General features: G+C 39.1%; 21 protein-coding genes and 2 pseudogenes. 16 read left to right on the top strand and 7 right to left on the bottom strand.

What is annotated here, in order from left to right; genetic code table 11:
- Positions 1-83: 83 nt before the first annotated feature.
- Complete coding sequence (locus J536_RS21760) at positions 84-920, bottom strand: pyruvate, water dikinase regulatory protein (RefSeq protein ID WP_002119749.1); 837 nt, start codon at positions 918-920, stop codon at positions 84-86.
- Positions 921-1,067: 147 nt separating this feature from the next.
- Here J536_RS21760 and ppsA point away from each other — a divergent pair, with 147 nt between their 5' ends.
- From ppsA to alr, 12 genes are all read left to right on the top strand, one after another.
- Positions 1,068-3,455, top strand: a complete 2,388-nt coding sequence (ppsA, locus tag J536_RS21755; RefSeq protein WP_005803576.1) for a phosphoenolpyruvate synthase — start codon at positions 1,068-1,070, stop codon at positions 3,453-3,455.
- Between the two features lie 64 nt (positions 3,456-3,519).
- Positions 3,520-4,275, top strand: coding sequence for an RDD family protein (locus J536_RS21750; protein WP_002119677.1), 756 nt, complete (start codon positions 3,520-3,522; stop codon positions 4,273-4,275).
- Positions 4,276-4,591: 316 nt separating this feature from the next.
- Positions 4,592-5,644, top strand: a complete 1,053-nt coding sequence (cyoA, locus tag J536_RS21745) for a ubiquinol oxidase subunit II (RefSeq protein ID WP_002119579.1) — start codon at positions 4,592-4,594, stop codon at positions 5,642-5,644.
- A gap of 3 nt (positions 5,645-5,647) precedes the next feature.
- Positions 5,648-7,639 (top strand): cytochrome o ubiquinol oxidase subunit I, encoded by a 1,992-nt coding sequence (cyoB, locus tag J536_RS21740; RefSeq protein WP_005068497.1) that lies wholly within the window; start codon positions 5,648-5,650, stop codon positions 7,637-7,639.
- A 4-nt stretch (positions 7,640-7,643) separates the two neighbouring features.
- Entirely contained in the window at positions 7,644-8,264 is a 621-nt protein-coding gene (gene cyoC / locus J536_RS21735; RefSeq protein WP_002119759.1) for a cytochrome o ubiquinol oxidase subunit III, read from the top strand.
- Positions 8,264-8,593: a cytochrome o ubiquinol oxidase subunit IV gene (locus J536_RS21730; protein WP_000094534.1), complete on the top strand. Its 330-nt coding sequence runs from the start codon at positions 8,264-8,266 to the stop codon at positions 8,591-8,593. Before cyoC ends, J536_RS21730 begins: the two co-directional genes overlap by 1 nt.
- Before the next feature lie 10 nt (positions 8,594-8,603).
- Positions 8,604-9,482, top strand: coding sequence for a heme o synthase (cyoE, locus tag J536_RS21725; protein WP_002119614.1), 879 nt, complete (start codon positions 8,604-8,606; stop codon positions 9,480-9,482).
- A 180-nt stretch (positions 9,483-9,662) separates the two neighbouring features.
- Positions 9,663-10,046, top strand: a complete 384-nt coding sequence (gene rpsF, locus J536_RS21720) for a 30S ribosomal protein S6 (RefSeq protein WP_002119610.1) — start codon at positions 9,663-9,665, stop codon at positions 10,044-10,046.
- An 11-nt stretch (positions 10,047-10,057) separates the two neighbouring features.
- Positions 10,058-10,285 (top strand): 30S ribosomal protein S18, encoded by a 228-nt coding sequence (gene rpsR / locus J536_RS21715; protein ID WP_000090661.1) that lies wholly within the window; start codon positions 10,058-10,060, stop codon positions 10,283-10,285.
- A gap of 8 nt (positions 10,286-10,293) precedes the next feature.
- A complete protein-coding gene (rplI, locus tag J536_RS21710) occupies positions 10,294-10,740 on the top strand; it encodes a 50S ribosomal protein L9 (RefSeq protein WP_000382591.1) in 447 nt (148 codons plus the stop codon).
- 197 nt (positions 10,741-10,937) lie between these two features.
- Positions 10,938-12,383 carry a replicative DNA helicase gene (gene dnaB / locus J536_RS21705; RefSeq protein ID WP_002119718.1) on the top strand — a complete coding sequence of 482 codons (1,446 nt, stop codon included), beginning with the start codon at positions 10,938-10,940 and terminating at the stop codon, positions 12,381-12,383.
- Between the two features lie 32 nt (positions 12,384-12,415).
- Positions 12,416-13,486 (top strand): alanine racemase, encoded by a 1,071-nt coding sequence (gene alr / locus J536_RS21700; RefSeq protein WP_080776749.1) that lies wholly within the window; start codon positions 12,416-12,418, stop codon positions 13,484-13,486.
- Between the two features lie 61 nt (positions 13,487-13,547).
- Here alr and J536_RS21695 read toward each other — a convergent pair whose 3' ends face one another.
- From J536_RS21695 to J536_RS21680, 4 genes are read right to left on the bottom strand one after another with little or no spacing between them, the layout of a single operon-like run.
- Entirely contained in the window at positions 13,548-14,282 is a 735-nt protein-coding gene (locus J536_RS21695) for a proteasome-type protease (RefSeq protein WP_002119721.1), read from the bottom strand.
- 16 nt (positions 14,283-14,298) lie between these two features.
- Positions 14,299-15,078 carry a transglutaminase family protein gene (locus tag J536_RS21690; RefSeq protein ID WP_002119692.1) on the bottom strand — a complete coding sequence of 260 codons (780 nt, stop codon included), beginning with the start codon at positions 15,076-15,078 and terminating at the stop codon, positions 14,299-14,301.
- 2 nt (positions 15,079-15,080) lie between these two features.
- A complete protein-coding gene (locus J536_RS21685) occupies positions 15,081-15,677 on the bottom strand; it encodes an alpha-E domain-containing protein (protein ID WP_002119585.1) in 597 nt (198 codons plus the stop codon).
- Positions 15,678-15,699: 22 nt separating this feature from the next.
- Positions 15,700-17,250 (bottom strand): circularly permuted type 2 ATP-grasp protein, encoded by a 1,551-nt coding sequence (locus tag J536_RS21680; RefSeq protein ID WP_032063194.1) that lies wholly within the window; start codon positions 17,248-17,250, stop codon positions 15,700-15,702.
- Positions 17,251-17,475: 225 nt separating this feature from the next.
- On the opposite strand from J536_RS21680, the gene J536_RS26055 reads away from it, so the two are divergent.
- A complete protein-coding gene (locus tag J536_RS26055; RefSeq protein ID WP_002119763.1) occupies positions 17,476-18,483 on the top strand; it encodes a helix-turn-helix transcriptional regulator in 1,008 nt (335 codons plus the stop codon).
- Between the two features lie 373 nt (positions 18,484-18,856).
- On the opposite strand, the gene mnmG is transcribed toward J536_RS26055, so the two are convergent.
- Positions 18,857-20,737: a tRNA uridine-5-carboxymethylaminomethyl(34) synthesis enzyme MnmG gene (gene mnmG, locus J536_RS21670; protein WP_032063196.1), complete on the bottom strand. Its 1,881-nt coding sequence runs from the start codon at positions 20,735-20,737 to the stop codon at positions 18,857-18,859.
- A 232-nt stretch (positions 20,738-20,969) separates the two neighbouring features.
- Between mnmG and J536_RS21665 the strand changes: the two genes are divergently transcribed.
- The 3 genes and pseudogenes from J536_RS21665 to J536_RS21655 all read left to right on the top strand — a co-directional run.
- Positions 20,970-21,200 carry a hypothetical protein gene (locus J536_RS21665; RefSeq protein WP_002119672.1) on the top strand — a complete coding sequence of 77 codons (231 nt, stop codon included), beginning with the start codon at positions 20,970-20,972 and terminating at the stop codon, positions 21,198-21,200.
- 154 nt (positions 21,201-21,354) lie between these two features.
- Positions 21,355-22,260, top strand: coding sequence for a 50S ribosomal protein L11 methyltransferase (gene prmA, locus J536_RS21660; protein WP_032063197.1), 906 nt, complete (start codon positions 21,355-21,357; stop codon positions 22,258-22,260).
- A gap of 12 nt (positions 22,261-22,272) precedes the next feature.
- Positions 22,273-22,965 (top strand): annotated as a pseudogene (locus J536_RS21655) (DUF3426 domain-containing protein); the annotation flags it as partial.
- On the opposite strand, the pseudogene J536_RS26270 reads toward J536_RS21655, so the two are convergent.
- Positions 22,949-23,022, bottom strand: a pseudogene (locus tag J536_RS26270) (hypothetical protein); the annotation flags it as partial. The pseudogenes J536_RS21655 and J536_RS26270 sit on opposite strands and share 17 nt — an antisense overlap.

Below are 23,022 nucleotides of genomic sequence, written 5' to 3'. Positions count from 1 at the left end.
TGTGATATATATTAAAAAACCATTCAACTTATCTATAAATTAATATACAAAAATTGAATGGTTAAAATAAACAATTGATTAAATTAACCAATACGACGTTTTAATCCCGTCATTTGTAAAATACGAGTTGAAATCTCTTCAATCGACATTTCGGTCACATTTAAATATTTAATGCCTTCTGAAATATAAATCCCTTCAATTGCTCTTAGCTCCATTTGGCATTGGCTAAAACTTGCATAACGGCTATTCGCTTTACGTTCACTACGAATTGCGACCAAACGCTCAGCATCAATCATCAAACCAAATAACTTGCTACGATGAGCTCTTAATACTGCTGGTAAACGGTTATCATCTAAATCTTCTTCAGTTAACGGGTAGTTTGCAACGCGAATACCGAATTGAAGAGATAAGTAAATGGAAGTCGGTGTTTTACCCGAACGGGAAACTCCAATTAAGATTAAATCCGCTTTATCATAATGACGAGTACGTGCCCCATCATCATTATCAAGCGCAAAATGAACAGCATCGATACGGGCTTTATAATATTCAGAATCGGTTACCGCATGAGTCTGCCCGACCAATGTTGTTGGTGGTGTTCCAAGTTCTTGTTCAAGTTTACTAATTAAACCTTCAAACACATCCAGATTAACCGCTTTAGCCGTATTAATAATCTCTCGCACATGCGGATCGACTAAAGTATCAAATACTAAAGGTAGACAACCGTCTTTGGTTTGGCATCGATTAATCTCAACCACCACATCCATTGCCGCCTCTTCAGTTGTAATATATGGCATGATGTGAATATCAAAATCTACATTGGGAAATTGTGCTAATAACGAATGTCCAAGAGTCTCGGCAGTAATTGCAGTTCCATCAGAAATAAAAAAAACACTCCGCTTAAATTGTTTACTTTCTGACATTAAAATTCTCCTTAAACATTTGTCTTAGTGCTATATAATCTTTATAGTAAACTGATCTTACATGACTGTCGCTTAGTATAATTCTCAACTAAGCACTTTATTTTTATAATTTCATGCCAAGATAGACATTAATACTGCAAAAGTGGAGTGAAAACTTTGGAAGCGCGCGTAATCGGTCTAGAAAAATTAGGGAAACACGATGTCGAACTCGTAGGTGGGAAAAACTCATCTTTGGGTGAAATGATCAGCCATTTATCAAATGCTGGTGTATCGGTACCTGGTGGCTTTGCAACTACTGCTGCTGCCTATCGTGAGTTCTTAGACCAAAGTGGTCTTAACGCTCGAATTCAAGCAGAACTTGCTCAACTCAACGTCGATGACGTAAATGCTCTTGCAGAAACAGGCGCTAAAATTCGTCAATGGATTGTAGAGACTCCACTCACTGCAACCTTAGAACAAGAAATTCGCGCCGCTTTTACAGCACTTTCTAACGGCAACCCTGATATCGCGGTTGCCGTTCGTTCATCTGCAACTGCTGAAGATTTACCAGATGCTTCTTTCGCGGGTCAACAAGAAACTTTCTTGAATATTCGCGGTATTGATAACGTACTTATTGCGATTAAAGAAGTATTTGCTTCTTTATATAATGACCGTGCAATTTCTTACCGTGTGCATCAAGGTTTTGATCATGACATCGTTGCACTTTCAGCGGGTGTTCAGCGTATGGTTCGTTCTGAAACTGGCGCTGCGGGTGTAATGTTTACACTTGATACAGAATCTGGTTTCCGTGATGTTGTATTTATCACTGCCTCTTACGGTTTAGGTGAAATGGTTGTACAAGGTGCCGTTAACCCAGATGAGTTTTACTTATCTAAACCATTATTAAATGCAGGAAGACATTCTGTTTTACGTCGTAACCTTGGCTCTAAACACCAAAAAATGATTTATGGTGAAGAAGGTTCCGCGGGTAAATCTGTTGTTGTTGTTGATGTTGAAAAACAAGATCGTCAACAATTCGCTTTAAATGACCATGAGTTACAAGAGCTTGCAAAACAAGCGCTTATCATTGAGCAGCATTACGGTGCGCCAATGGACATCGAATGGGCAAAAGACGGTGATGACGGTCAAATTTATATTGTTCAAGCCCGTCCTGAAACTGTAAAAAGCCGCCAAAATGTAGGCACTATGGAACGCTACCTTCTCAAACAAAGAGGTACTGTTCTTTGTGAAGGTCGTTCAATTGGTCAACGTATTGGTTCTGGTAAAGTCCGTATTGTTAACTCAATTAAAGAAATGGACAAAGTTCAAGAAGGCGACGTTCTTGTATCAGATATGACCGATCCTGACTGGGAACCGGTAATGAAACGTGCTGCTGCAATTATCACTAACCGTGGTGGTCGTACATGTCACGCAGCAATTATTGCACGTGAACTTGGTGTACCAGCGATTGTTGGTTGTGGGAACGCAACAGAAGTATTAACTGATGGCCAGGAAGTAACTGTTTCTTGTGCTGAAGGTGATACAGGTTTCATTTACGAAGGTGCTTTAGATTTTGAAGTTCAACGCAACTCAATCGAATCTATGCCTAAGCTTTCGTTCAAAATTATGATGAACGTAGGTAACCCTGACCGTGCATTTGACTTTGCTCAAATTCCAAATGAAGGTATTGGCCTTGCTCGTCTTGAGTTCATCATTAACCGTATGATCGGTGTGCACCCTAAAGCCCTACTCAACATTGATAGCCTACCTCGTGAAACTCGTGCTGCGGTTTTAACTCGTACAGCGGGTTATGCTTCACCTGTAGATTTCTATGTTGAAAAATTGGTTGAAGGTATTGCGACTCTTGCTGCTGCATTTGGTGACAAGCCAGTGATCGTTCGTATGTCTGACTTCAAGTCAAACGAATACGCAAACTTAATTGGTGGTAAGTTATACGAGCCTGAAGAAGAAAACCCAATGCTCGGTTTCCGTGGTGCAAGCCGTTATGTATCTGATAACTTCCGTGATTGTTTCGAATTAGAATGTCGCGCACTTAAGAAAGTTCGTGATGAAATGGGTCTAACCAATATTCAAATCATGATTCCTTTTGTACGCACAGTATCTGAAGCGAAACGTGTTATTGAATTACTTGCACAAAATGGCTTAAAACGTGGTGAGAACGGCTTAAAAGTAATCATGATGTGTGAATTACCAACTAATGCCTTGTTAGCTGAACAATTCTTAGAGCACTTCGATGGTTTCTCTATTGGTTCTAATGACTTAACTCAGTTAACGTTAGGCCTTGACCGTGACTCAGGTATTGTTTCACACTTATTTGATGAACGTGATGCAGCTGTTAAAGCTCTTCTTTCAATGGCAATCCATGCCTGCCGTAAAGCAGGTAAATATGTAGGTATCTGTGGTCAGGGTCCTTCAGACCATCCAGATCTTGCAAAATGGTTAATGGAACAAGGTATCGAATCTGTCTCTCTTAACCCAGACTCAGTTTTAGATACATGGTTCTTCCTTGCTGAAGAAAAAATCAAGCAAATCTAATATGTTATAAAAAAAGGCCCATCCGTGGGTCTTTTTTCATCTTTAGAATAGAGAATTTTTATTTATGCAAATTTACTTGGCACGTAATAATCAACAAGCTGGGCCTTATACTTTAGAACAAGTAAATCAAATGTTGGCTAGCCAACAAATTTTGTTAACTGATTTAGCTTGGCATGAAGGCATGACAGAATGGAAAGCTTTAGGAGAATTAACCCAAGGTAAACTTGTATATCAACCTATCGGTTATTCTGTACCTACAATAAACACGAATACATCAACTAATGAAACTATTCGTCAAATTCGTGTAGAACCTAAAGTTCATGAACTTGCGTCTATTCCGGCTCGGGCTTTAGCAAAAATTATTGATTTATTGCTTTGGTTACCAATCGCTGCAATTCCTTCTTTTTTCTTTAATGAAGCTCAATATAAGCAATTATTCGAGCTGCAAAAACAGATGCAATCTGCCGAAGTCGCATCGACTAAAGCTGCAGAATTGCAACAACAACTTTTTACTTTAATTCCAATAGAAGCTTGGCATTCAATGCTTCTTTACGTCGTAATTATGCTTGCAATTCAAGCCGTTCTTTTAACAAAGTTTGGTCAGAGTATAGGTAAGAAAATCGTTGGAATTAAAATTGTAGATGCTGAGGACAATAGCAAGGTTAATTTAACTCGCATCTTCTTATTAAGAAGTATTGTTTTTATCATATTAAACTTACTGTTTATGCCGATCAGTACAATTATTGACTATGCTTTTGCATTAGGACAAAAGCGACAAGCTTTACATGACAAAATTGCAAGAACAAAAGTGATCAAATGATAGTGAATGACTCATTCATTTAATGTCTAAAAAAAGAGGAGGCACCCTGCCTCCTTTTTTCTATAGTGAGTTGATATTTAAATAAAAGCTCTATTGAAATTAGATACCCTACAAAAAAAATCGGGTTTTAAAACAATTATTTCAGCCTACTTTATGTATAGCTTAGTTTGTCGATATGAGGCATAATGCCCTACAACGTAGCGGTGTCATATAATTGAGAAGTCTAAATTTAAGGATTAGCGTTCTCAATCATGCGACACTTTAATCGCTATCCCATATTTAATTAGGGAATGGGACTCTTCACCGAGGTTGTAAAATGAGACAAACGATTTTAGCTGTATTGTCTTTATCAACGCTTGCCGCACTTTTGACTGGGTGTGGTGGTGATATGGTACTTCTAAACTCTAAAGGTCCAGTTGGTCAAGGTCAAAGTGACCTTATGATGACTGCGATCTATTTAATGTTACTTGTGGTGATTCCTTCAATCATCATGGCATTATGGTTTGGTTGGAAATATCGCGCGTCAAATAAAGATGCAGACTATAAACCTACATGGGCACACTCAACTGCAATTGAAGTTGTAGTATGGGGTATCCCTGTCATTATTATTGGTATTTTAGCTTGGTTAACTTGGTGGGGTTCCCACAAGTATGACCCATACCGTCCTTTAGAATCAGATAAAGCACCTTTAACTATTCAAGTTATTGCTGAACAGTTTAAGTGGATCTTTATTTATCCTGAACAAAACATTGCAACAGTTAACGAAGTACGTTTCCCTGAAAAAACTCCGTTAAGCTTTAAAATCACTTCTAACTTTACAATGAACTCATTCTTCATTCCACAGTTAGGCGGCCAGATTTATGCAATGGCAGGTATGCAAACTCACCTTCATTTGTTAGCAAATGAAACTGGTGTATATCGTGGTTTCTCTTCTAACTACTCAGGTTACGGTTTCTCTCAAATGCGTTTCAAGGCGCATAGTGTTACAGAGCAACAATTCAACGAATGGGTAGCAGCGGTTAAAGCAGGTAATGGTTCAACCATTAACCCAGAAGCAGTTCAAAAAACTACGCTTGACCAAGCTGAATTGGCAACCTTACGTGATGGTAACCGTTCTAAGCATCAGATCGAGCATTTAGTAAATCGTGCTAAAGCTGCTGGTGATGAAAAAGCAGTTGCTGAAGCTGAAGCTATGAAACCGTTCCCGACTAAGCCACACCCTGTGACTTATTACTCTACTGTTGAGCCTAAATTGTTTGAAACAATTATCAACCACTATATGAGTAACTATCATGGTGTTGACCACTCTGCTGAACACGCAACAGCTGACACTCATGCTGCAGCTGAACACGCTGCTCAAGGGGAATAAGACATGGATATGATTTTTGGTAAACTGGGTTGGGACTCTATCCCGACAGAGCCAATCGTACTTGTCACCATGGTCCTTATGGCAATTGGTGCAATTGCAGTGCTTGGCGGTATCACCTATTTCAAAAAATGGGGATATTTGTGGAATGAGTGGTTTATTACGGTAGACCATAAAAAGATTGGTATCATGTATATCATCGTATCTGTTGTCATGCTTCTGCGTGGTTTCGCCGATGCGATCATGATGCGTTTACAACTTTTCCTCGCTAAAGGCGGCGGCGAAGGTTATCTACATCCTGACCACTATGACCAGATCTTCACCGCACACGGTGTAATCATGATCTTCTTCGTAGCAATGGGTCTCGTTGTAGGTATGATGAACATCTCTGTACCTTTACAGATTGGTGCTCGCGACGTTGCTTTCCCATTATTGAACTCTTTAAGCTTCTGGTTATTCGCTGGTGCTGCTGGTTTGATGATGCTTTCACTTGTGTTAGGTGAATTTGCTGCGACTGGTTGGATGGCTTACCCTCCTCTATCTGGCATTCAATATTCTCCTGGTGTAGGTGTCGACTACTATATCTGGGCACTTCAGGTTTCTGGTCTAGGTACGCTTTTATCTGGTGTTAACTTCTTCGTTACCATCATCAAAATGCGTGCACCGGGCATGAAATTAATGGACATGCCTATTTTCACGTGGACTTCACTTTGTACGGCTGTATTAATCATTGCATCATTCCCTGTATTAACAGGTACACTTGCAATGCTTACTCTAGACCGTTACTTCGGCTTCCATTTCTTCACAAATGAGCTTGGCGGTAGCCCAATGCTTTATGTGAACTTGATCTGGACATGGGGTCACCCTGAAGTATATATCTTGGTATTACCAGCATTTGGTCTATACTCAGAAATCGTTGCAACCTTCTCTCGTAAAGCGTTGTTCGGTTACAAGTCTATGGTGTATGCAACTATCGCGATTACTGTTCTTGCGTTTGTTGTATGGCTTCACCACTTCTTCACCATGGGTGCTGGTGCGAACGTTAACGCGTTCTTCGGTATCATGACCATGGTTATTGCGATTCCTACTGGTGTTAAAATCTTCTCTTGGTTATTCACCATGTATAAAGGTCGCATCACCTTTACTACTCCAATGTTATGGACGCTTGGCTTCCTTGTAACATTCGGTATCGGTGGTTTAACTGGTGTACTTATGGCTGTTCCACCTGCGGACTTCTTGGTACACAACTCATTATTCTTGATCGCTCACTTCCATAACGTAATTATCGGTGGTGTGGTGTTTGGTATGTTTGCCGGCATCATTTACTACTGGCCAAAAATGTTTGGTTGGAAGCTCAACGAAGCATGGGGTAAAGCTGCGTTCTGGTTCTGGTTCTTTGGTTTCTATTTTGCATTCATGCCACTTTATATCCTTGGTTTCATGGGTATGACTCGTCGTTTGAATACATATGACAACCCTGAATGGGATCCGTACCTTGCGATTGCATTATTTGGTGCTGTTCTTGTTGCGATTGGTATTGCATGTTTCTTAATGCAAATCATCGTTGGTTTCTTACAACGCAAAGACAACATGGACCTTACTGGCGATCCATGGGATGCTCGTACGCTTGAATGGGCGACCTCTTCCCCTGCTCCATTCTACAACTTTGCACATGAACCAGATGCAAGCGGTATCGACCGTTTCTGGACTGACAAAGAAAATGGTGTAGCATACGCACGTAACACTAAATATGAAGACATCCACATGCCGACTGATCGTGCTGCTGGTTTTGTCATTGCAATGTTCATTACTCTTCTTGGCTTTGCACTCATCTGGCATATTTGGTGGCTCGTTGTTGTTTCATTCGTTGCAGCTGTTGTTAGCTTGATCGTAAGCTCATTCACTAAGAATGTTGACTACTACGTTCCTGCTGCTGAAGTTGAGCGTATTGAAAACGAACGCTATGCTTTACTTGAAAAACACTTGAAGAAGGACTAAGGAAATGGCTGAAGTACTTCATCACGACAACCACGGCCATGACGGTCATCATGAACATGATGATACCGACTTAACGGTTTTTGGTTTCTGGACATACTTGATGAGTGACTTGATTCTTTTCGGATCACTCTTCATTGCGTTCGCTGTATTAAGCAGTCATGTTCCAGCAGGCACTCCAAGCGCATATGACCTATTCCATGACTCATTAGGCTTCGTGTTAACTGAAACATTTGCCTTATTGATTTCATCGGTAACCTTTGGTTTTGCTGTACTTGCATCTTATAAAAAGAATGTAAATCAAGTTATCACTTGGTTATTTATTACATTCCTTTTTGGTGCATCGTTCATTGGAATGGAAGTCTATGAATTCCATCACCTTGTACATGAAGGCCATGGTCCAACTCACAGTGCATTCTTATCATCGTTCTTTACTTTGGTTGGTACACACGGTATCCACGTAACTTCTGGTTTAGTGTGGATGCTAGTATTAATGTATCAAATCAAAACTAAAGGTTTGACTTTACCGAATACACGTCGTCTTGCTTGCTTAAGCTTGTTCTGGCACTTCCTTGACATCGTTTGGATCTGTGTATTCAGCGTCGTTTACTTACTGGGAGTTCTCTAATGAGTAGTCATGAGCATAATGCTGCTGGTGCGTCACACGGTAACTTTAAGCAATACACTGTTGGATTTATCCTTTCTGTTATCCTCACCATCATCCCTTTCGGGATGGTGATGGCGGGTGGTTTCAGTCGTGGTCTTTTAGTTACAGTGATTGCAATCACTGCGGTTGCTCAGGTTCTTGTACAACTTGTGTACTTCCTACACATGAATACATCATCTGAACAACGTTGGAATATGATTGCATTCATCTACACAATCCTATGTATCGCCGTACTTTTAATCGGTTCTGTGTGGATTATGAATTACCTTCACTACAATATGATGATCTAAACTGATTGTCATGTTGAGAAAATATCTATTCCTGACTAAACCAGGAATTCTCTTCGGTAATTTCATTACCACCTTGGGCGGCTTTTTCTTAGCCGCCCAAGGCTCTATAGACATCTTATTATTACTTCTCACCCTACTTGGAACAACTTTAGTTGTAGCTTCTGGTTGTGTGGTTAATAATGTTATAGATCAAGATATTGATACAAAGATGCAGCGCACACAAAACCGCGCACTAGTTAAAAAAACAATCTCTCCTACTGTTGCGCTGATATATGCATTAGTGCTTGGAGTAATTGGTTTTAGCATTTTGTGGTTCGGTGTAAATGGTTATGCATTTTTGTTTGCAATGATTGGTTTTATTGTCTATGTCGGTTTTTATAGTTTGTGGACCAAACGCACCTCAATCCATCAAACCGTCATTGGTAGTATCTCCGGAGCGAGCCCTCCTGTTATTGGTTATACAGCAGTAACTCATCAATTTGATGTGGCAGCCTTGCTTTTGTTTTTAGCATACGCTTTATGGCAAATGCCTCACTCTTGGGCAATTGCAATTTATCGTTTTGATGATTACAAAAATGCGGGAATTCCAATTTTGCCTGTAGCACGTTCTATTTATCGTACGAAAATTGAATGTGTAATATATATCCTATTATTTGCAGCTGTTTTGAATGGGTTATATTGTTTTGGCTATACCAATGTATTCTTTTTAATTACCTTTAATGCTTTGACTGCATATTGGTTATATTTATCAGTTATTGGATTTAAAGCCGAAAATGATCAATTGTGGGCTAAACGTTTTTTCCTGTACTCGGTCATATTAATTACCCTGTTAAGTTTGAGCTTTAGCTTTACCTATCAATCCCCTGCTCCAAATCTTCCTCTCTTTTAAACAAGAGAGGATTCCTCTTTATAGTAAAGAAGTTTTACTTTTCTGATCAAAAGATTTGTTTTTAGTCGAACTTTTACCTATAATTCAGCCTTCGCAAATTTTGCGACATAACTTATTAAGTTATGACTCCTTGCTTCTAATTTTTTTATTAGGGGCTGTTTAAACCGTAAGGAGCTGACAATGCGTCATTACGAAATCGTACTTTTGGTACACCCAGACCAAAGCGATCAAGTTGTAGGTATGGTTGAACGCTATATCTCTCAGATCAAAGAAGCTGAAGGTCAAATTCACCGTTTAGAAGATTGGGGCCGTCGTCAATTGGCTTACCCAATTAACAAAATTCACAAAGCGCACTACATTCTTATGAATGTTGAATGTGGTCAAACTACGCTTGATGAGTTAGAAGAATTATTCCGTTATAACGACGCGATCATTCGTAACCTTATCATCCGTCGTGAACACGCAATCACTGAAGAGTCATTGCTTGCTAAGAGTGCTGAAGAAAAGCGTGCGCGTAAAGCTCAACGCGAAGAAGCACAGCAAGTTGCTCAAGAAGCTGAATAAGGAGAACATCAATGGCACGTTTTTACCGTCGTCGCAAGTTCTGCCGCTTTACAGCTGAGAATGTTGCGTACATCGACTACAAAGATATCGACACTTTAAAACAGTACATCACTGAAAACGGCAAGATTGTTCCTAGCCGTATCACTGGTACTAAAGCTCGTTATCAACGTCAATTAGCACTTGCTATCAAACAAGCTCGCTATTTGTCTTTGATTCCGTACACTGACAACCATAAGTGAGGTGATCTGTGGACGTTATCTTATTACAACGCATTAAGAACCTTGGTAAATTAGGCGATAAAGTATCAGTTAAAGCTGGTTACGGCCGTAACTTCCTTATCCCTCAAGGTAAAGCAGTTGCAGCTACTGAAGCTAACACTGCTGCTTTTGAAGCTCGTCGTGCTGAACTTGAGAAGCAAGAAGCTGAAGTTTTAGCTGCTGCTCAAGCACGTGCTGAACAATTGAATGAAGTTAACATCGTTATCACTGCTAAAGCTGGTGACGAAGGTAAACTCTTCGGTTCTATCGGTACTCGTGACATCGCTGACGCATTAACGAATGCTGGTCTTACAGTTGACCGTGCAGAAGTTCGTTTACCAAATGGCGCGCTTCGTCACACTGGTGAATTCAACATCGCAATCCAATTGCACCATGATGTTGTTGCAGAAGTTCTCGTTACTATCGTATCTGAGTAATTTCTCATCAAAAAAAGAGCATGCTTTTGCATGCTCTTTTTTTATGTTTCAAATTTTAAAATAAGATATATTAATTCCTGATCAGTTCTTCAGTTTAATTGGTTTTTTAATTAGGTAGTTTATTTAATTTTGTTTTAAGATAGTTCTCGGCTTTACAGCCTCTTTGTGTACACCTTTCTTTATCATCAGGTCTAATTATGTCTCAGGCGAATGCCACTTCTTTAGCGCTTTCATCTCCAACAGAAAATAAAACGAGTGAATCAGGCCAACTTAAAGAGTTTCGCACTCCCCCACACAATTTAGCTATTGAACAAGCTGTGCTAGCTGCCCTGATGACAGTTGCCGAATCTTTCGAACAAGTTAACGATGTACTCAAAGAAAATGATTTTTACGCGACTCGCCATAAATATATTTTTCGTGCAATCGAGAAATTAGCACAAGAAAACTCACCCTATGATGCTGTCTTAGTAAGTGACTGGCTCTTAAAACAAAATTTACTTGATGCTATCGGTGGCGAAGAATATTTAATGCAGCTCATGGCTGACTCACCTTCAAGTTTCTATAACTTAGAAACTTATGCCACTAAAATTAAAGAGTTTTCTACGCTTCGTAGCATGATTAAAGTTAGTACTGAAATTTTGCAAAATGCTTATGACACGAAAGGCCGCGGTGTAAGTGAAATTTTAGACTTAGCTGAAACAAGTATTTTCTCATTAGCAGAACAGCACAATAACAATAAAAAAGATGCTGGTCCTAAATCTATTAGTTCTGTTACCGCAGACGTAATTAGTAAGCTTGATGAGCTTTCAAAATTAGATGGCAATATTACAGGTTTAACGACTGGCTTCTTAGAACTTGATAATAAAACATCTGGTATGCAACCTGGTGACTTAATTATCGTTGCTGCACGCCCATCAATGGGTAAAACTACTTTTGCCATGAATTTGGTTGAGAGTGTTTTGCAATATAACAAGTTACCTGCTCTGGTCTTTTCAATGGAGATGCCAGCAGACTCTATTGCGATGCGTCTTATTTCCGCAATGGGTAAAGTCCATCAAGGACATTTACGCTCTGGTAACCTCGATGCAGATGAATGGACCAAGGTGACTGGTACAATTTTGCAGCTTCAGCAAATGCATTTGTATATTGATGACTCATCAGCCCTACCTCCAACTGAACTTCGTGCCCGTGCTCGTCGTGTTGCCAAAATGCATGATGGTAAAATCGGTTGTATCATGGTCGATTACTTGCAGCTCATGAAAGTCCCGGGCATGGGTGATAACCGTGTAGGCGAGATCTCAGAAATTTCTCGTAGCTTAAAAGCATTGGCGAAAGAGATGCAATGTCCTGTTATTGCACTTTCTCAGCTTAACCGAAGTCTGGAAAACCGTCCAAATAAACGCCCTGTAATGTCCGACTTACGTGAATCCGGTGCGATCGAGCAGGATGCCGACTTAATTATGTTTATTTACCGTGATGAGGTTTATAACAAAGAGTCAAAAGAGGCCGGCACTGCAGAAATTATTATTGGTAAGCAGCGTAACGGTCCAATTGGTTCAGTTCGTCTTGCTTTTGAAGGTCAATATACTCGATTTAGTAATCTCTCTCCTGAGTATTACAGCCAATATGATGATGAAGAATAAGCTCTATCTCTAGCCCAAAGGAGTAAATGAGGGTGCGCCAAGCAACAGTTTATATTGACCGCAATGCACTTCAATATAACTTAAACCGTGTCAAACAACTCGCAACAAATTCAAAAATTGTAAGTATGGTAAAAGCCAATGCTTATGGACATGGAATCAAAGACTGTTTAGCAGCCTTAAATGCATCAGATGCCTTTGGTGTCGCCTGCCTACAAGAAGGTTTGGAAATTCGTGAATTAGGATTTCAACAACCTGTCACTTTAATTGAAGGGGTATTTTCTGAAGATGAAATGCCAATTGCAATTAAACAAAAATTTGAATGTATCATTCACCATCAACAACAGTTTGAATGGTTGATTAAACACAAACAAGCGTACATCAATCAAGGTTTAAAAGTCTGGGTTAAACTTAATAGTGGGATGAACCGGTTAGGTTTTAAAAATCCAGAAGTTATTGAAGTTATTAAGACTTTAAAATCTGAAGGATTTACTTGTGTACTTGCAATGCATTTCGCAAATGCAGATGTAGACCATCCACTTAACGAGCAACAAAAACAACAATTTCTACAAGTTAAACAAGCTTGTGATCCAGTGTTAGCTTCTTGCTGTAATTCTGCTGCTATTTATAAATGGCCAGAGTTACATTTTGATTATGTTCGTCCGGGTATCATGCTTTACGGCGCCTCACCTTTTGCAGATCAAACAGTCCATGATCTTGACTTAAAACCAGTGATGACTTTTTCAGCAGAAGTAATTGCACTCAACCATATTCAAACTAATGAACATGTCGGTTATGGATCAACTTTCTGTGCCACTCAAGCAATGGATATTGCAATTGTTTCTATAGGTTACGGTGATGGTTATCCACGAGCTTATATTAAACCGAACTATGTCGCTATTGATAAACAACCCTGTGCGGTTGTAGGGCGAGTGAGTATGGATATGATTGCAATCGACGTGACAGGCATGAAAGTAAAATTAGGCACTCCAGTTGAACTCTGGGGTCCACATCGCTTAGTTGATGATGTTGCGGATGCAAACGGAACGATAGGATATGAATTACTCTGTCGATTAAGCAATCGCCCCACTCGTAAAAGTACTTAAATAATAAAATATAAAAAAAATCCAAGCATGCTTGGATTTTTTTTATTTAAACATTCAAAATTTATCGCCAGTAATCATCTGTAGGCTTTGGCATTTCCTGTAAACCCCGACGAAGAGTATCTGACCATTGTTTACTAATCTGTGAGAAATAAGGATCATCTTCGGTTATTCGTTTTCCCATGGGGATAACAAAGCTATCTTTAATGTAGACCAATGCATCAAGTGGTAAGCCAACAGAAACATTTGAACGCAAAGTCGAATCAAAAGAAATCAGGCTACAACGTAATGCATCATCTAGTGGCATTGCATAATATAAAGCTCGATCCAGAATAGGCTTCCCGTATTTACTCTCACCTATTTGAAAATAAGGTGTATCTGTAGTTGCGCAAATGAAATTGCCTTGTGGATAGACATTATAAAGTTGCATGTCACCACCCTTAATCTGCCCACCCACCAAAATACTACAGGCATAATTCATTTGTTCTTGAGTGTCCGAACTAATATCCTCTAAAACAGTTTTTAAGGTTTTTCCAATTAGTTCAGCCGCCTCAAACATCGTATTAACACTATATAGATTAGGCTCTTGCTGCAAAGTCAGGGCATTTTGCAAATGACCTATAACAGCTTGCGTTGTTGCTAAGTTACCTGCAGTTTGCAAGGCAATAAAACGTTCTCCGGTAACGCCGAAAGTATGCAGTTTTCGGAACACAGAAATATGGTCAACTCCTGCATTGGTTCTTGTGTCACTAATAAACACTAAACCTTGTTCCAATCTTAACGCACAACAATAGGTCATTTCATTCTCTTTACATTCAACATGCCAACACTTGAACCACAGACATCATGTTCTCAACTCCACCTTGCTCTCTTACGCCACGAATAGGTGCCACATCGAGATAGTCACGTCCTACTGCAAGGTAGATATGATGTTTGGGTGTAAACAACTGATTGCTTACATCAAAACAATACCACTGATTTTCTAAAAATACCTCCGCCCAAGCGTGACTGGCCAGGTGCGGATAGTTTTGATCAAATAGATAACCAGAGACATAACGTGCAGGTAATTGTAGCGCACGACACATCGCAATTAAAATGTGAGCATGATCTTGGCATACACCTTGTCCAGCTTGAAATGCTTCGATCGCAGTTGTCTGAACCGAAGTACTTTCAGGCTGATAAAGTATTTTCTGTAAGATATTTTCGCTTAATAATGCAATATGTTGTCGGTCTTTATTCACCACAATATTTTTTGCAAAGTCCAACATTTCCGTATCACATCGGGTTGCACCTGTCATCTGCAAAAACAAATTAGTAGGTGTAGAGAGATCTACACAACCTAGTTCTATATTTTGAAGCTCAACAATTCCTTGGGCCATAAATGTAAGATGTTGGTATGGATAACGCTGACTAGCCGTCATCCATACATTGTTAAATATATCTCTCTTTATTGTTTTATCACCCGGCACGCTAATTGCCCAATTCATAACATGTTGGTGAGGCGATGTTTGAGGCATCATTTTAATATACTGAATGCTGTTCCGAGCAGTTTCAGTATAGCTATAATGCGTTTGATGATTAACCATCAATTTCATAATCAGCCCTCAAACATATTTTCCAACTGCTGTGTAAAAGTATAGTAAGCGTCCCACATAAGTTGCTGCTTTAGCGCTTGCCAATTTTCATTTATATTTTCCCAATTCAAATTAGCGAGCTGTTGCACCACTATATCTAGCTCTGATATGAGAACAGATAAATCTTCTCCAAAACGCAGTTCTATATCAAATTGCTCTATTTTTTGGCCTAAATGCAGAAATAAACGAACGTCTTCATGTTCCACTTCTAGTATTTGCGTGCATTGTTCGACTGCTTTACTCAATGCATCAGGTTGAGCTTGAAGCGTATTAATCACATTATTTAATTCTGCATAAGCATGTGATGACAAAATACCTCTTAGTTCCTGAATATTATCTTTAGCAATAATGAGCTGGTTCAGTAATGAAAATGTTTGCTTCTTGTCTAACATATAGTGATTTAGTAATTCAGCATTTTCTATGACCAAACCAAATGCTGCTGCAAATCTTGTTGCTTTCTCATCTTCTGTAAAGGGTAAATGAGAGGCTGCAAATTTAACTCGCATCAAATATCGACCCAACCAATATATTTGATGCGCACTCGAATTGAGTAAAACCATAAAGTTCCTCTTTAACCCACAATCAGGAATGTAATGTTTCAACAACCCATGTATCTTTTATACCGCCACCTTGAGACGAATTTACAACTAAACAACCCGCCTGCATGGCCACACGTGTTAAGCCACCAGGCACAATCTCTGTACGATAAGGTGAGCTCAATACAAATGGACGCAAATCAATATGACGTTCCGCTACTCCTCCCGTAGTTAAAGTTGGAGCGACAGATAAAGCTAAGGTAGGCTGCGCAATATACATATGAGGCATCGCAATCAATTTTTTTCTAAACTCATCAATTTCGCATGAGCTTGCTTTAGGTCCAATCAACATGCCATATCCGCCCGAACCTTGTGCTTCCTTAACGACTAATTGATCAAGATTAGAGAGTACATAGTCTAAGTGTTCTTCTTTACGGCACTGATAAGTGGGTACATTTTTTAGAATTGGTGTTTCATCCAAATAATATTGAATCATTTGATCTACATAAGGATAGATAGATTTATCATCAGCCACGCCTGTTCCAGGTGCATTTGCAATCACAACATTTTTTTGTAAATAAGCAGACATAAGACCTGCTACACCTAAAGCACTGTCTGGTCGAAATGCTAAAGGATCTAGAAAGTCATCATCTAAACGGCGGTAAATTACGTCTACTTTTTGACGCCCACGAATAGTTTTGACAAATACTTGATCATTTTCTACAAATAAATCCCGATTTGTAACTAATGGCACATCCATTTCACGCGCTAGAAAAGCGTGCTCATAATAAGCACTGTTAAAACGCCCGGGTGTTAGCACCACAATAAAGGGTTGATCTGCAGAAGAATTTTCTTGCAATATTTCTTTTAAAAGTTTTGGATAATGCTCAATCCCCTGTAAATTATTGGCTGTACATAGCTCAGGCATTAATTTCTGGCTAATATTTCGGCTCTCAATCATATAAGACACCCCAGAAGGTGTTCTCAAATTATCTTCTAATACAAAAAACTCCCCTTCACCATCACGGATAATATCGATCCCACTAATTTGTGAATAAATTTTTCCTTTTAAAGAATGTTTAAGCATATGGGGCTGGAAAGCATCATTTCCCATAATTTGTTCTTCGGGAATGATTTGTTCTTTTAAAATATGTTGTCCATGATAAATATCATCTAGGAAATAATTTAATGCTTTAACACGCTGTGCACAGCCTGAGGCAATTTTTTCCCATTGTTTTTTCTCGATTACTCTTGGAATTAAATCAAAAGGAATAGTGCGCTCCGTTCCTTCTTTATCGCCATAAACATTAAAAGTAATCCCATGATAAAGAAAATGCTGTTTTGCTTGGGTATTTAACTCCTTTAACTCATCTAAAGTACGGATGCTCAACCATTGTTCAATTTTTTTAGAAGCTGCACCATTTGATGTTACATCATCAAGCATCTCATTAAAGAACTGTGATTTGAGTTGCTCAAAGAAATTGGTTTGCACAGAAATATGTTCTAAAAAAGAGGTTGGGTTAATGAGTGCTGTTGTTGTCTGCTCTTGTATAAAAAAATCATTATCTAGATGTAATTCATGCTCTTGTTCTGACATAACCACCTCGTCTTATCATTTATCTATATTTCATTTTTAAATAAGCAATTTCAGTGCCACTTATATATCTGTAATACTTGTACGGCATCATTGTTATAACTTTCTTCTAAATCTTATCATCGTTTGCCCAATGGGCTATAAACTGAATCTGACAAACTTGCTAAATCTGTAAAGATTTTTTATTGTGTTGACACCAAAGCAATTGGATATAGATGTATTACGCTTATGTCTGTAATAGAAAAAGAAACTTCGAATAGTTTATATCGCCAATGGCAGATCTTGTCTCGCCTACCGACCGGCAAATGGATCGGGACTCGAGAATTGCAAGAAATGCTTGAGCGTGAAGGTATTGATATTAGTTTAAGGACTATTCAGCGTGACTTAAATCAAATTGCTCAGCGTTTTCCGATAGAGAGCAATAAAGCCGTACCTCAAGGCTGGCGGTGGCAATCCGATGCGCCTATTCAAAGCTTACCTCACATGACAAGTTCTCAAGCGGTAACCTTTATGATGGTTGAGGAGCACCTTAAGCACCTCCTTCCTCCGAGCCTGCTTGATGAGATGGGACCATGGTTCGATTTGGCCAAACGTAGTCTCTCTACTCAAAATAATGTGAGACAGTGGATTAACCGTGTACGTATTGTTCCGGCAAGCCAACCGTTAATTCCACCTGTAGTTGACCGAAATGCTCAACAAGCAATTTATGAAGGTTTGCTCCAAGACAAGCAAATAGAATGTGTTTATCGGGCACGGGTCAATCAGGGTGAAGACAGAACTTATGTTTTAAATCCTTTGGCTTTGGTACAAAAAGGTGCAGTCATTTATTTAATTTGCACACGACATGACAAAACTGAAGTTCAAACATTTGCTCTGCACCGTTTTAAATCAGCAAAAGTATTAGACAGTCGAGCACTACATCCAGTTAATTTTGATATTGATCATTATATTGACTCAGGGGCTTTAGGCTTTAGAGTGGACTATAACCAACCAACTGAATCAATTCAGCTCACCTTAACCATGACAGAGCAAACTGCTAAAACCTTTTATGAAAGTCAGTTAAGTAAAGACCAAACGATTACTCCGCTTGAAGAAAATATTGTAGAAGTTTCAGCGACTGTACCTTTTACATCTCAACTAGTATGGTGGCTACGTAGTTTTGGTAAGAAATTACTGCATATTGAGCCAGTACAAGTACATAATGCTGTGCGAGAAATTGAAACTGAGAATAAATAGATATAAAAAAGAGAACCGTAAGGTTCTCTTTAGATTTTGAATTATAATTTTCTTAATTTTATATTGTTCTTATTTTTTTACTTGTTTCAGATCAATGTATTCTCCCCCACCAAAACTGATCTGCTCTTTCTTTTGCGCTATTTTGAACATGAGCATTGGCATGCCATTTCATATCCATTGTAGCGAATTGATTTCATTGTCATGGTTAAAGCCCTCTTGTTTGAACGTGAATTCAATATAACTGGCGGCTTAAAATATGTGAAATAAGAAAAAAAGGAAGCGAAATCTCTTTTCTTCCTTAGGAAGTTTCCATATATTTTTTGAATAGAAAATAAAAAAGCCCAATAAATGGGCTTTTTGTACATTTAAATGATTAAGCTGTTTTCTTAATCATATTGTTTTTACGAATTGTGATCATTACGAGTTGAACTGCTGCTGGCGTAACACCAGGAATACGGCTTGCTTGAGCTAAAGTTTCTGGAAGAACTGTTTTTAACTTCTGCGTGATTTCACGTGACAACCCAGACACGACATCATAGTCAAAGTCGGCAGGAATTTTAGTTTCTTCAAGACGCTTTAATTGAGCAACATCTTCATGCTGACGGTTAATGTAACCTTCATATTTCACAGCAATTTCAATTTGCTCACCCACTTGTTCTGAAACTTCAGAGCCAGTAAGTTCAGCAATTTGACCGAAGGTGATATTAGGGCGCTTAAGCAAATCAATCGCACTACATTCCTTACTCAAATCAGCACCCGTCATTTCAACGAATTTTTTACCCATAGGGTTATTTGGTGCTGCCCATAAATGTTGTAAACGAGAGGTTTCACGCTCAACCGCTTCCATTTTCTCGCAATAAGCAGCCCAACGAACATCATCAACCAAACCAAGTTCACGACCAATAGAAGTTAAGCGCTGATCCGCATTATCTTCACGCAACATCAAACGATATTCGGCACGTGAGGTAAACATACGGTATGGTTCTTTAGTACCTAACGTAATGAGGTCATCAACTAATACACCCATGTAAGCTTGGTCACGTTTAGGCGTCCACTCTTCTTGCTCCCACGCACGACACGCAGCATTTAAACCTGCAAGTAAACCTTGGGCACCAGCTTCTTCGTAACCTGTTGTACCATTAATTTGACCAGCAAAGTACAAGCCATTAATCGCTTTAGTTTCAAGTGTAAATTTCAAAGCTTGCGGGTTGAAATAGTCATATTCAATTGCATAGCCCGGACGTAAGATATGAGCATTTTCCATACCACGAATTGAACGTACAAGCTCGAACTGAACATCAAATGGTAAAGAAGTCGAAATACCGTTTGGATAAAGCTCATGTGTATCTAGACCTTCTGGTTCCAAGAATACTTGATGTGAGTCTTTATCAGCGAAACGGTGAATCTTATCTTCGATTGATGGACAGTAACGCGGACCTACACCTTCAATAACACCAGTGTACATTGGTGAACGGTCTAAACCACCACGAATAATATCGTGGGTTTTTTCATTCGTATGCGTGATATAACAGTTTACTTGTTCAGGGTGCATAGAAGCATCACCCATGAATGACATCACTGGAGATGGGAAATCACCCGGCTGCGGAATCATGACTGAAAAATCAACTGAACGTGCATCAATACGTGGTGGAGTACCAGTCTTTAAACGTCCCACTGGTAATTTTAACTCACGTAAACGTTGAGCAAGTGCAATAGAAGGAGGATCTCCCGCACGACCACCGCTTGATTTTTCTAAACCAACGTGGATTACACCACCCAAGAATGTACCTGTAGTCAACACAACAGTTTTTGCATCAAAGCGAATACCCATTTGGGTAACAACACCTTTAACGGTATCGCCTTCAACAATCAGATCATCAGCTGCTTGCTGGAAAATGTCAAGATTTGCTTGATTTTCCAAAGTATCACGGATAGCAGCTTTATAGCGCACGCGGTCAGCTTGAGCACGTGTTGCACGCACAGCTGCACCTTTACGCGAATTTAAAATACGGAACTGAATACCACCTTTATCGGCAGCCAGAGCCATTGCACCACCAAGTGCATCAATTTCACGGACTAGGTGAGACTTACCAATACCACCAATTGCTGGGTTACAACTCATTTGGCCCAAAGTCTCAATGTTATGGGTCAAAAGCAAAGTCTGTCGTCCCATACGCGCAGCAGCAAGGGCCGCTTCCGTACCTGCGTGACCGCCACCGATAACGATAACATCATAAACTTTAGGATAGTGCATGAGTACAAAAACACCAGAAAAAAAAGACGGAACATTATAGCAAAATTATCTGCTTATTGATGTACATAATTACAAAATTGTCTTCACATAATTTACGCTATGCCACATGATTTGACATTTTGTTTCATGAATTCAATACAAAGTGAATGTTTTTAAAATTAATTCATCTTAGAATAAAAAATGTACAGCACTTCTATGACTTTAAAATTAACGCAACGAGAAGGAATACAAAATGAAAACGACCATGTTAAAAATCTTAACTGCATCTCTAATTTGTTTTTCAGGCGTAACTTTTACCCATGCTGCTGACACGAGCAAAGCCGAAATGCAAAAACAAATTCGAGTCTGTGCAAAAAAACAGCAAGGTGAATGGGTTTCTTACAATCACAATGGTGTGACCTTTAACGGTACTTGCCAACCAAATGAAAATGGCAAGTTACAATTTAAGGCCCCTGCTCCTTAATCTGTTTTGACATAGGTATAGAAGAAGTCATTTATTTTCCGCTATATCTCATCAGTATTTTCAAAGACGGTCCATTAAAGATGGGCCGCTTTCTTTTTTAAAATGGTCTAGTCCGCTACAATACGCCTTTAAATAAAATTTTTAGGTCCTTTTCGTGAAGTGGTTACAAATACACATTACCGTTGATCAAGAACAAGTTGAGTTCACAGAAACACTTTTAATGTCTCTAGGTGCGGTAAGCGTAACGCTGGATGATGCTGAAGATCAGGCTTTACTTGAACCATTACCGGGTGAAACACCTTTATGGAACAAAGTTATTGTGACAGGCATCTATCAACAAGACGAACAAGACCCAATTGATGTCGACACTTTAGAAGCTTTCTTAAAAGCTCAACTTCCAGATGTTCCTATGCGTCATGAAGAACTTGAAGATCAAGTGTGGGAACGCGCATGGATGGATTACTATGAGCCAATTCAGATTGGGGAAAAGTTCTGGATTGTGCCTGAATGGCTAGAGCCCCCAGAAGCGGATGCAACTAATATTAAGTTAGATCCAGGTCTTGCATTTGGTACAGGTAATCACGCAAGTACTTTCCTATGCTTACAATGGCTGGGTAAAACTGACGTTAAAGATAAAATCGTGATTGATTATGGCTGTGGTTCAGGCATTTTAGGCGTAGCAGCTTTATTACTAGGCGCTAAAAAAGTATATGCCACAGATATTGACCCGCAAGCTGTTTTAGCAACGAAACAAAATGCAGAGCTTAATGGTGTATTAGATCGACTATATGTAGGTCTTCCTGAAGAGTTTGATCAAGAATTCACACCTAAACAAGCCGATGTTTTAGTTGCAAACATTTTAGCAGGACCTTTAATGATGCTTGCGCCTGAATTTGCAAATTTAATCAAATCTGAGGGCGAGTTCGCACTTGCTGGTGTGATTGAAGAGCAAGTTGCTGATGTTTCACGTGTTTATTCTGAATTTTTTGATATATTAGATGTCGAAAAGCGCGAAGAAAACTGGTGTCGCATTTCAGGAAAACGTAAAACAATAAATTGAGATTTTTAACTCATGAATGAAAAACAAACCCGCTGCCCTAAGTGTTTAACAGTTTATAAAGTATCTCTTACTCAATTGACTGTCGCCCAGGGTATGGTTTGTTGCCCTAAATGTAATTCAAGCTTTAATGCCTTAACCCATCTAATCAATATTGAACAGCCAGTTATGGTCAACTCAACGACTCTAGCCAATGGTTCAATGCAGACAAGATATATGACGCATTCTCACGTATTAGATATCTTTGACCAAAAAGTAGAAAACTCTAATATTGATCTTTTAACTTACCTCAACAACTTAAATTACTTTCACAATGAACCTATTAATGCTCTACCAAATCTTAATTTAGCTGAGCAGGCATCCCCACAAGAACAAGACAACAATAAAAAGCATAGTTGGCTTTACTATACGCTCTGGAGCTCTGCCAACCTTATTTTAATTTTAGTTTTTACTTTTCAAATTCTCTGGTTTAACCCTAAGCTCATGCATGCAAGCCCAACCGTTAGCCATGCTTTTAATTACGTTTGCCAAATACTGCACTGCAACAAATCAGCAGAACTTTATCAACTTATCTATATAGAAAAATTAAAAGTCCGCAAGATCGATGCGAACCATACCCAGTTCTCAGGCATATTGCTCAACCAGAATGATAAAAGTATTGAGCTTCCTAACCTAAACTTGATTTTTGCAACAGAGCCAGACAAAACAGTAAGACGACTTGAAAAAAGCTAAATTGATCCGATACTGGTATCTTTAAACCAGTCC

The sequence above is a fragment of the Acinetobacter sp. 809848 genome, from assembly GCF_000581275.1.
Taxonomy (GTDB): domain Bacteria; phylum Pseudomonadota; class Gammaproteobacteria; order Pseudomonadales; family Moraxellaceae; genus Acinetobacter; species Acinetobacter pittii.
This window is presented reverse-complemented; position numbering and strand designations above follow the sequence as displayed.

What these genes read in the sequence shown, in the direction of transcription:
- J536_RS21760 (WP_002119749.1), bottom strand. Translation starts at nt 920, where the DNA reads ATGTCAGAAAGTAAACAATTTAAGCGGAGTGTTTTTTTTATTTCTGAT.
- J536_RS21750 (WP_002119677.1), top strand. Translation starts at nt 3,520, where the DNA reads ATGCAAATTTACTTGGCACGTAATAATCAACAAGCTGGGCCTTATACT.
- cyoA (WP_002119579.1), top strand. Translation starts at nt 4,592, where the DNA reads ATGAGACAAACGATTTTAGCTGTATTGTCTTTATCAACGCTTGCCGCA.
- cyoB (WP_005068497.1), top strand. Translation starts at nt 5,648, where the DNA reads ATGGATATGATTTTTGGTAAACTGGGTTGGGACTCTATCCCGACAGAG.
- cyoC (WP_002119759.1), top strand. Translation starts at nt 7,644, where the DNA reads ATGGCTGAAGTACTTCATCACGACAACCACGGCCATGACGGTCATCAT.
- J536_RS21730 (WP_000094534.1), top strand. Translation starts at nt 8,264, where the DNA reads ATGAGTAGTCATGAGCATAATGCTGCTGGTGCGTCACACGGTAACTTT.
- cyoE (WP_002119614.1), top strand. Translation starts at nt 8,604, where the DNA reads ATGTTGAGAAAATATCTATTCCTGACTAAACCAGGAATTCTCTTCGGT.
- rpsF (WP_002119610.1), top strand. Translation starts at nt 9,663, where the DNA reads ATGCGTCATTACGAAATCGTACTTTTGGTACACCCAGACCAAAGCGAT.
- rpsR (WP_000090661.1), top strand. Translation starts at nt 10,058, where the DNA reads ATGGCACGTTTTTACCGTCGTCGCAAGTTCTGCCGCTTTACAGCTGAG.
- dnaB (WP_002119718.1), top strand. Translation starts at nt 10,938, where the DNA reads ATGTCTCAGGCGAATGCCACTTCTTTAGCGCTTTCATCTCCAACAGAA.
- J536_RS21695 (WP_002119721.1), bottom strand. Translation starts at nt 14,282, where the DNA reads ATGACCTATTGTTGTGCGTTAAGATTGGAACAAGGTTTAGTGTTTATT.
- J536_RS21690 (WP_002119692.1), bottom strand. Translation starts at nt 15,078, where the DNA reads ATGAAATTGATGGTTAATCATCAAACGCATTATAGCTATACTGAAACT.
- J536_RS21685 (WP_002119585.1), bottom strand. Translation starts at nt 15,677, where the DNA reads ATGGTTTTACTCAATTCGAGTGCGCATCAAATATATTGGTTGGGTCGA.
- J536_RS21680 (WP_032063194.1), bottom strand. Translation starts at nt 17,250, where the DNA reads ATGTCAGAACAAGAGCATGAATTACATCTAGATAATGATTTTTTTATA.
- J536_RS26055 (WP_002119763.1), top strand. Translation starts at nt 17,476, where the DNA reads ATGTCTGTAATAGAAAAAGAAACTTCGAATAGTTTATATCGCCAATGG.
- mnmG (WP_032063196.1), bottom strand. Translation starts at nt 20,737, where the DNA reads ATGCACTATCCTAAAGTTTATGATGTTATCGTTATCGGTGGCGGTCAC.
- J536_RS21665 (WP_002119672.1), top strand. Translation starts at nt 20,970, where the DNA reads ATGAAAACGACCATGTTAAAAATCTTAACTGCATCTCTAATTTGTTTT.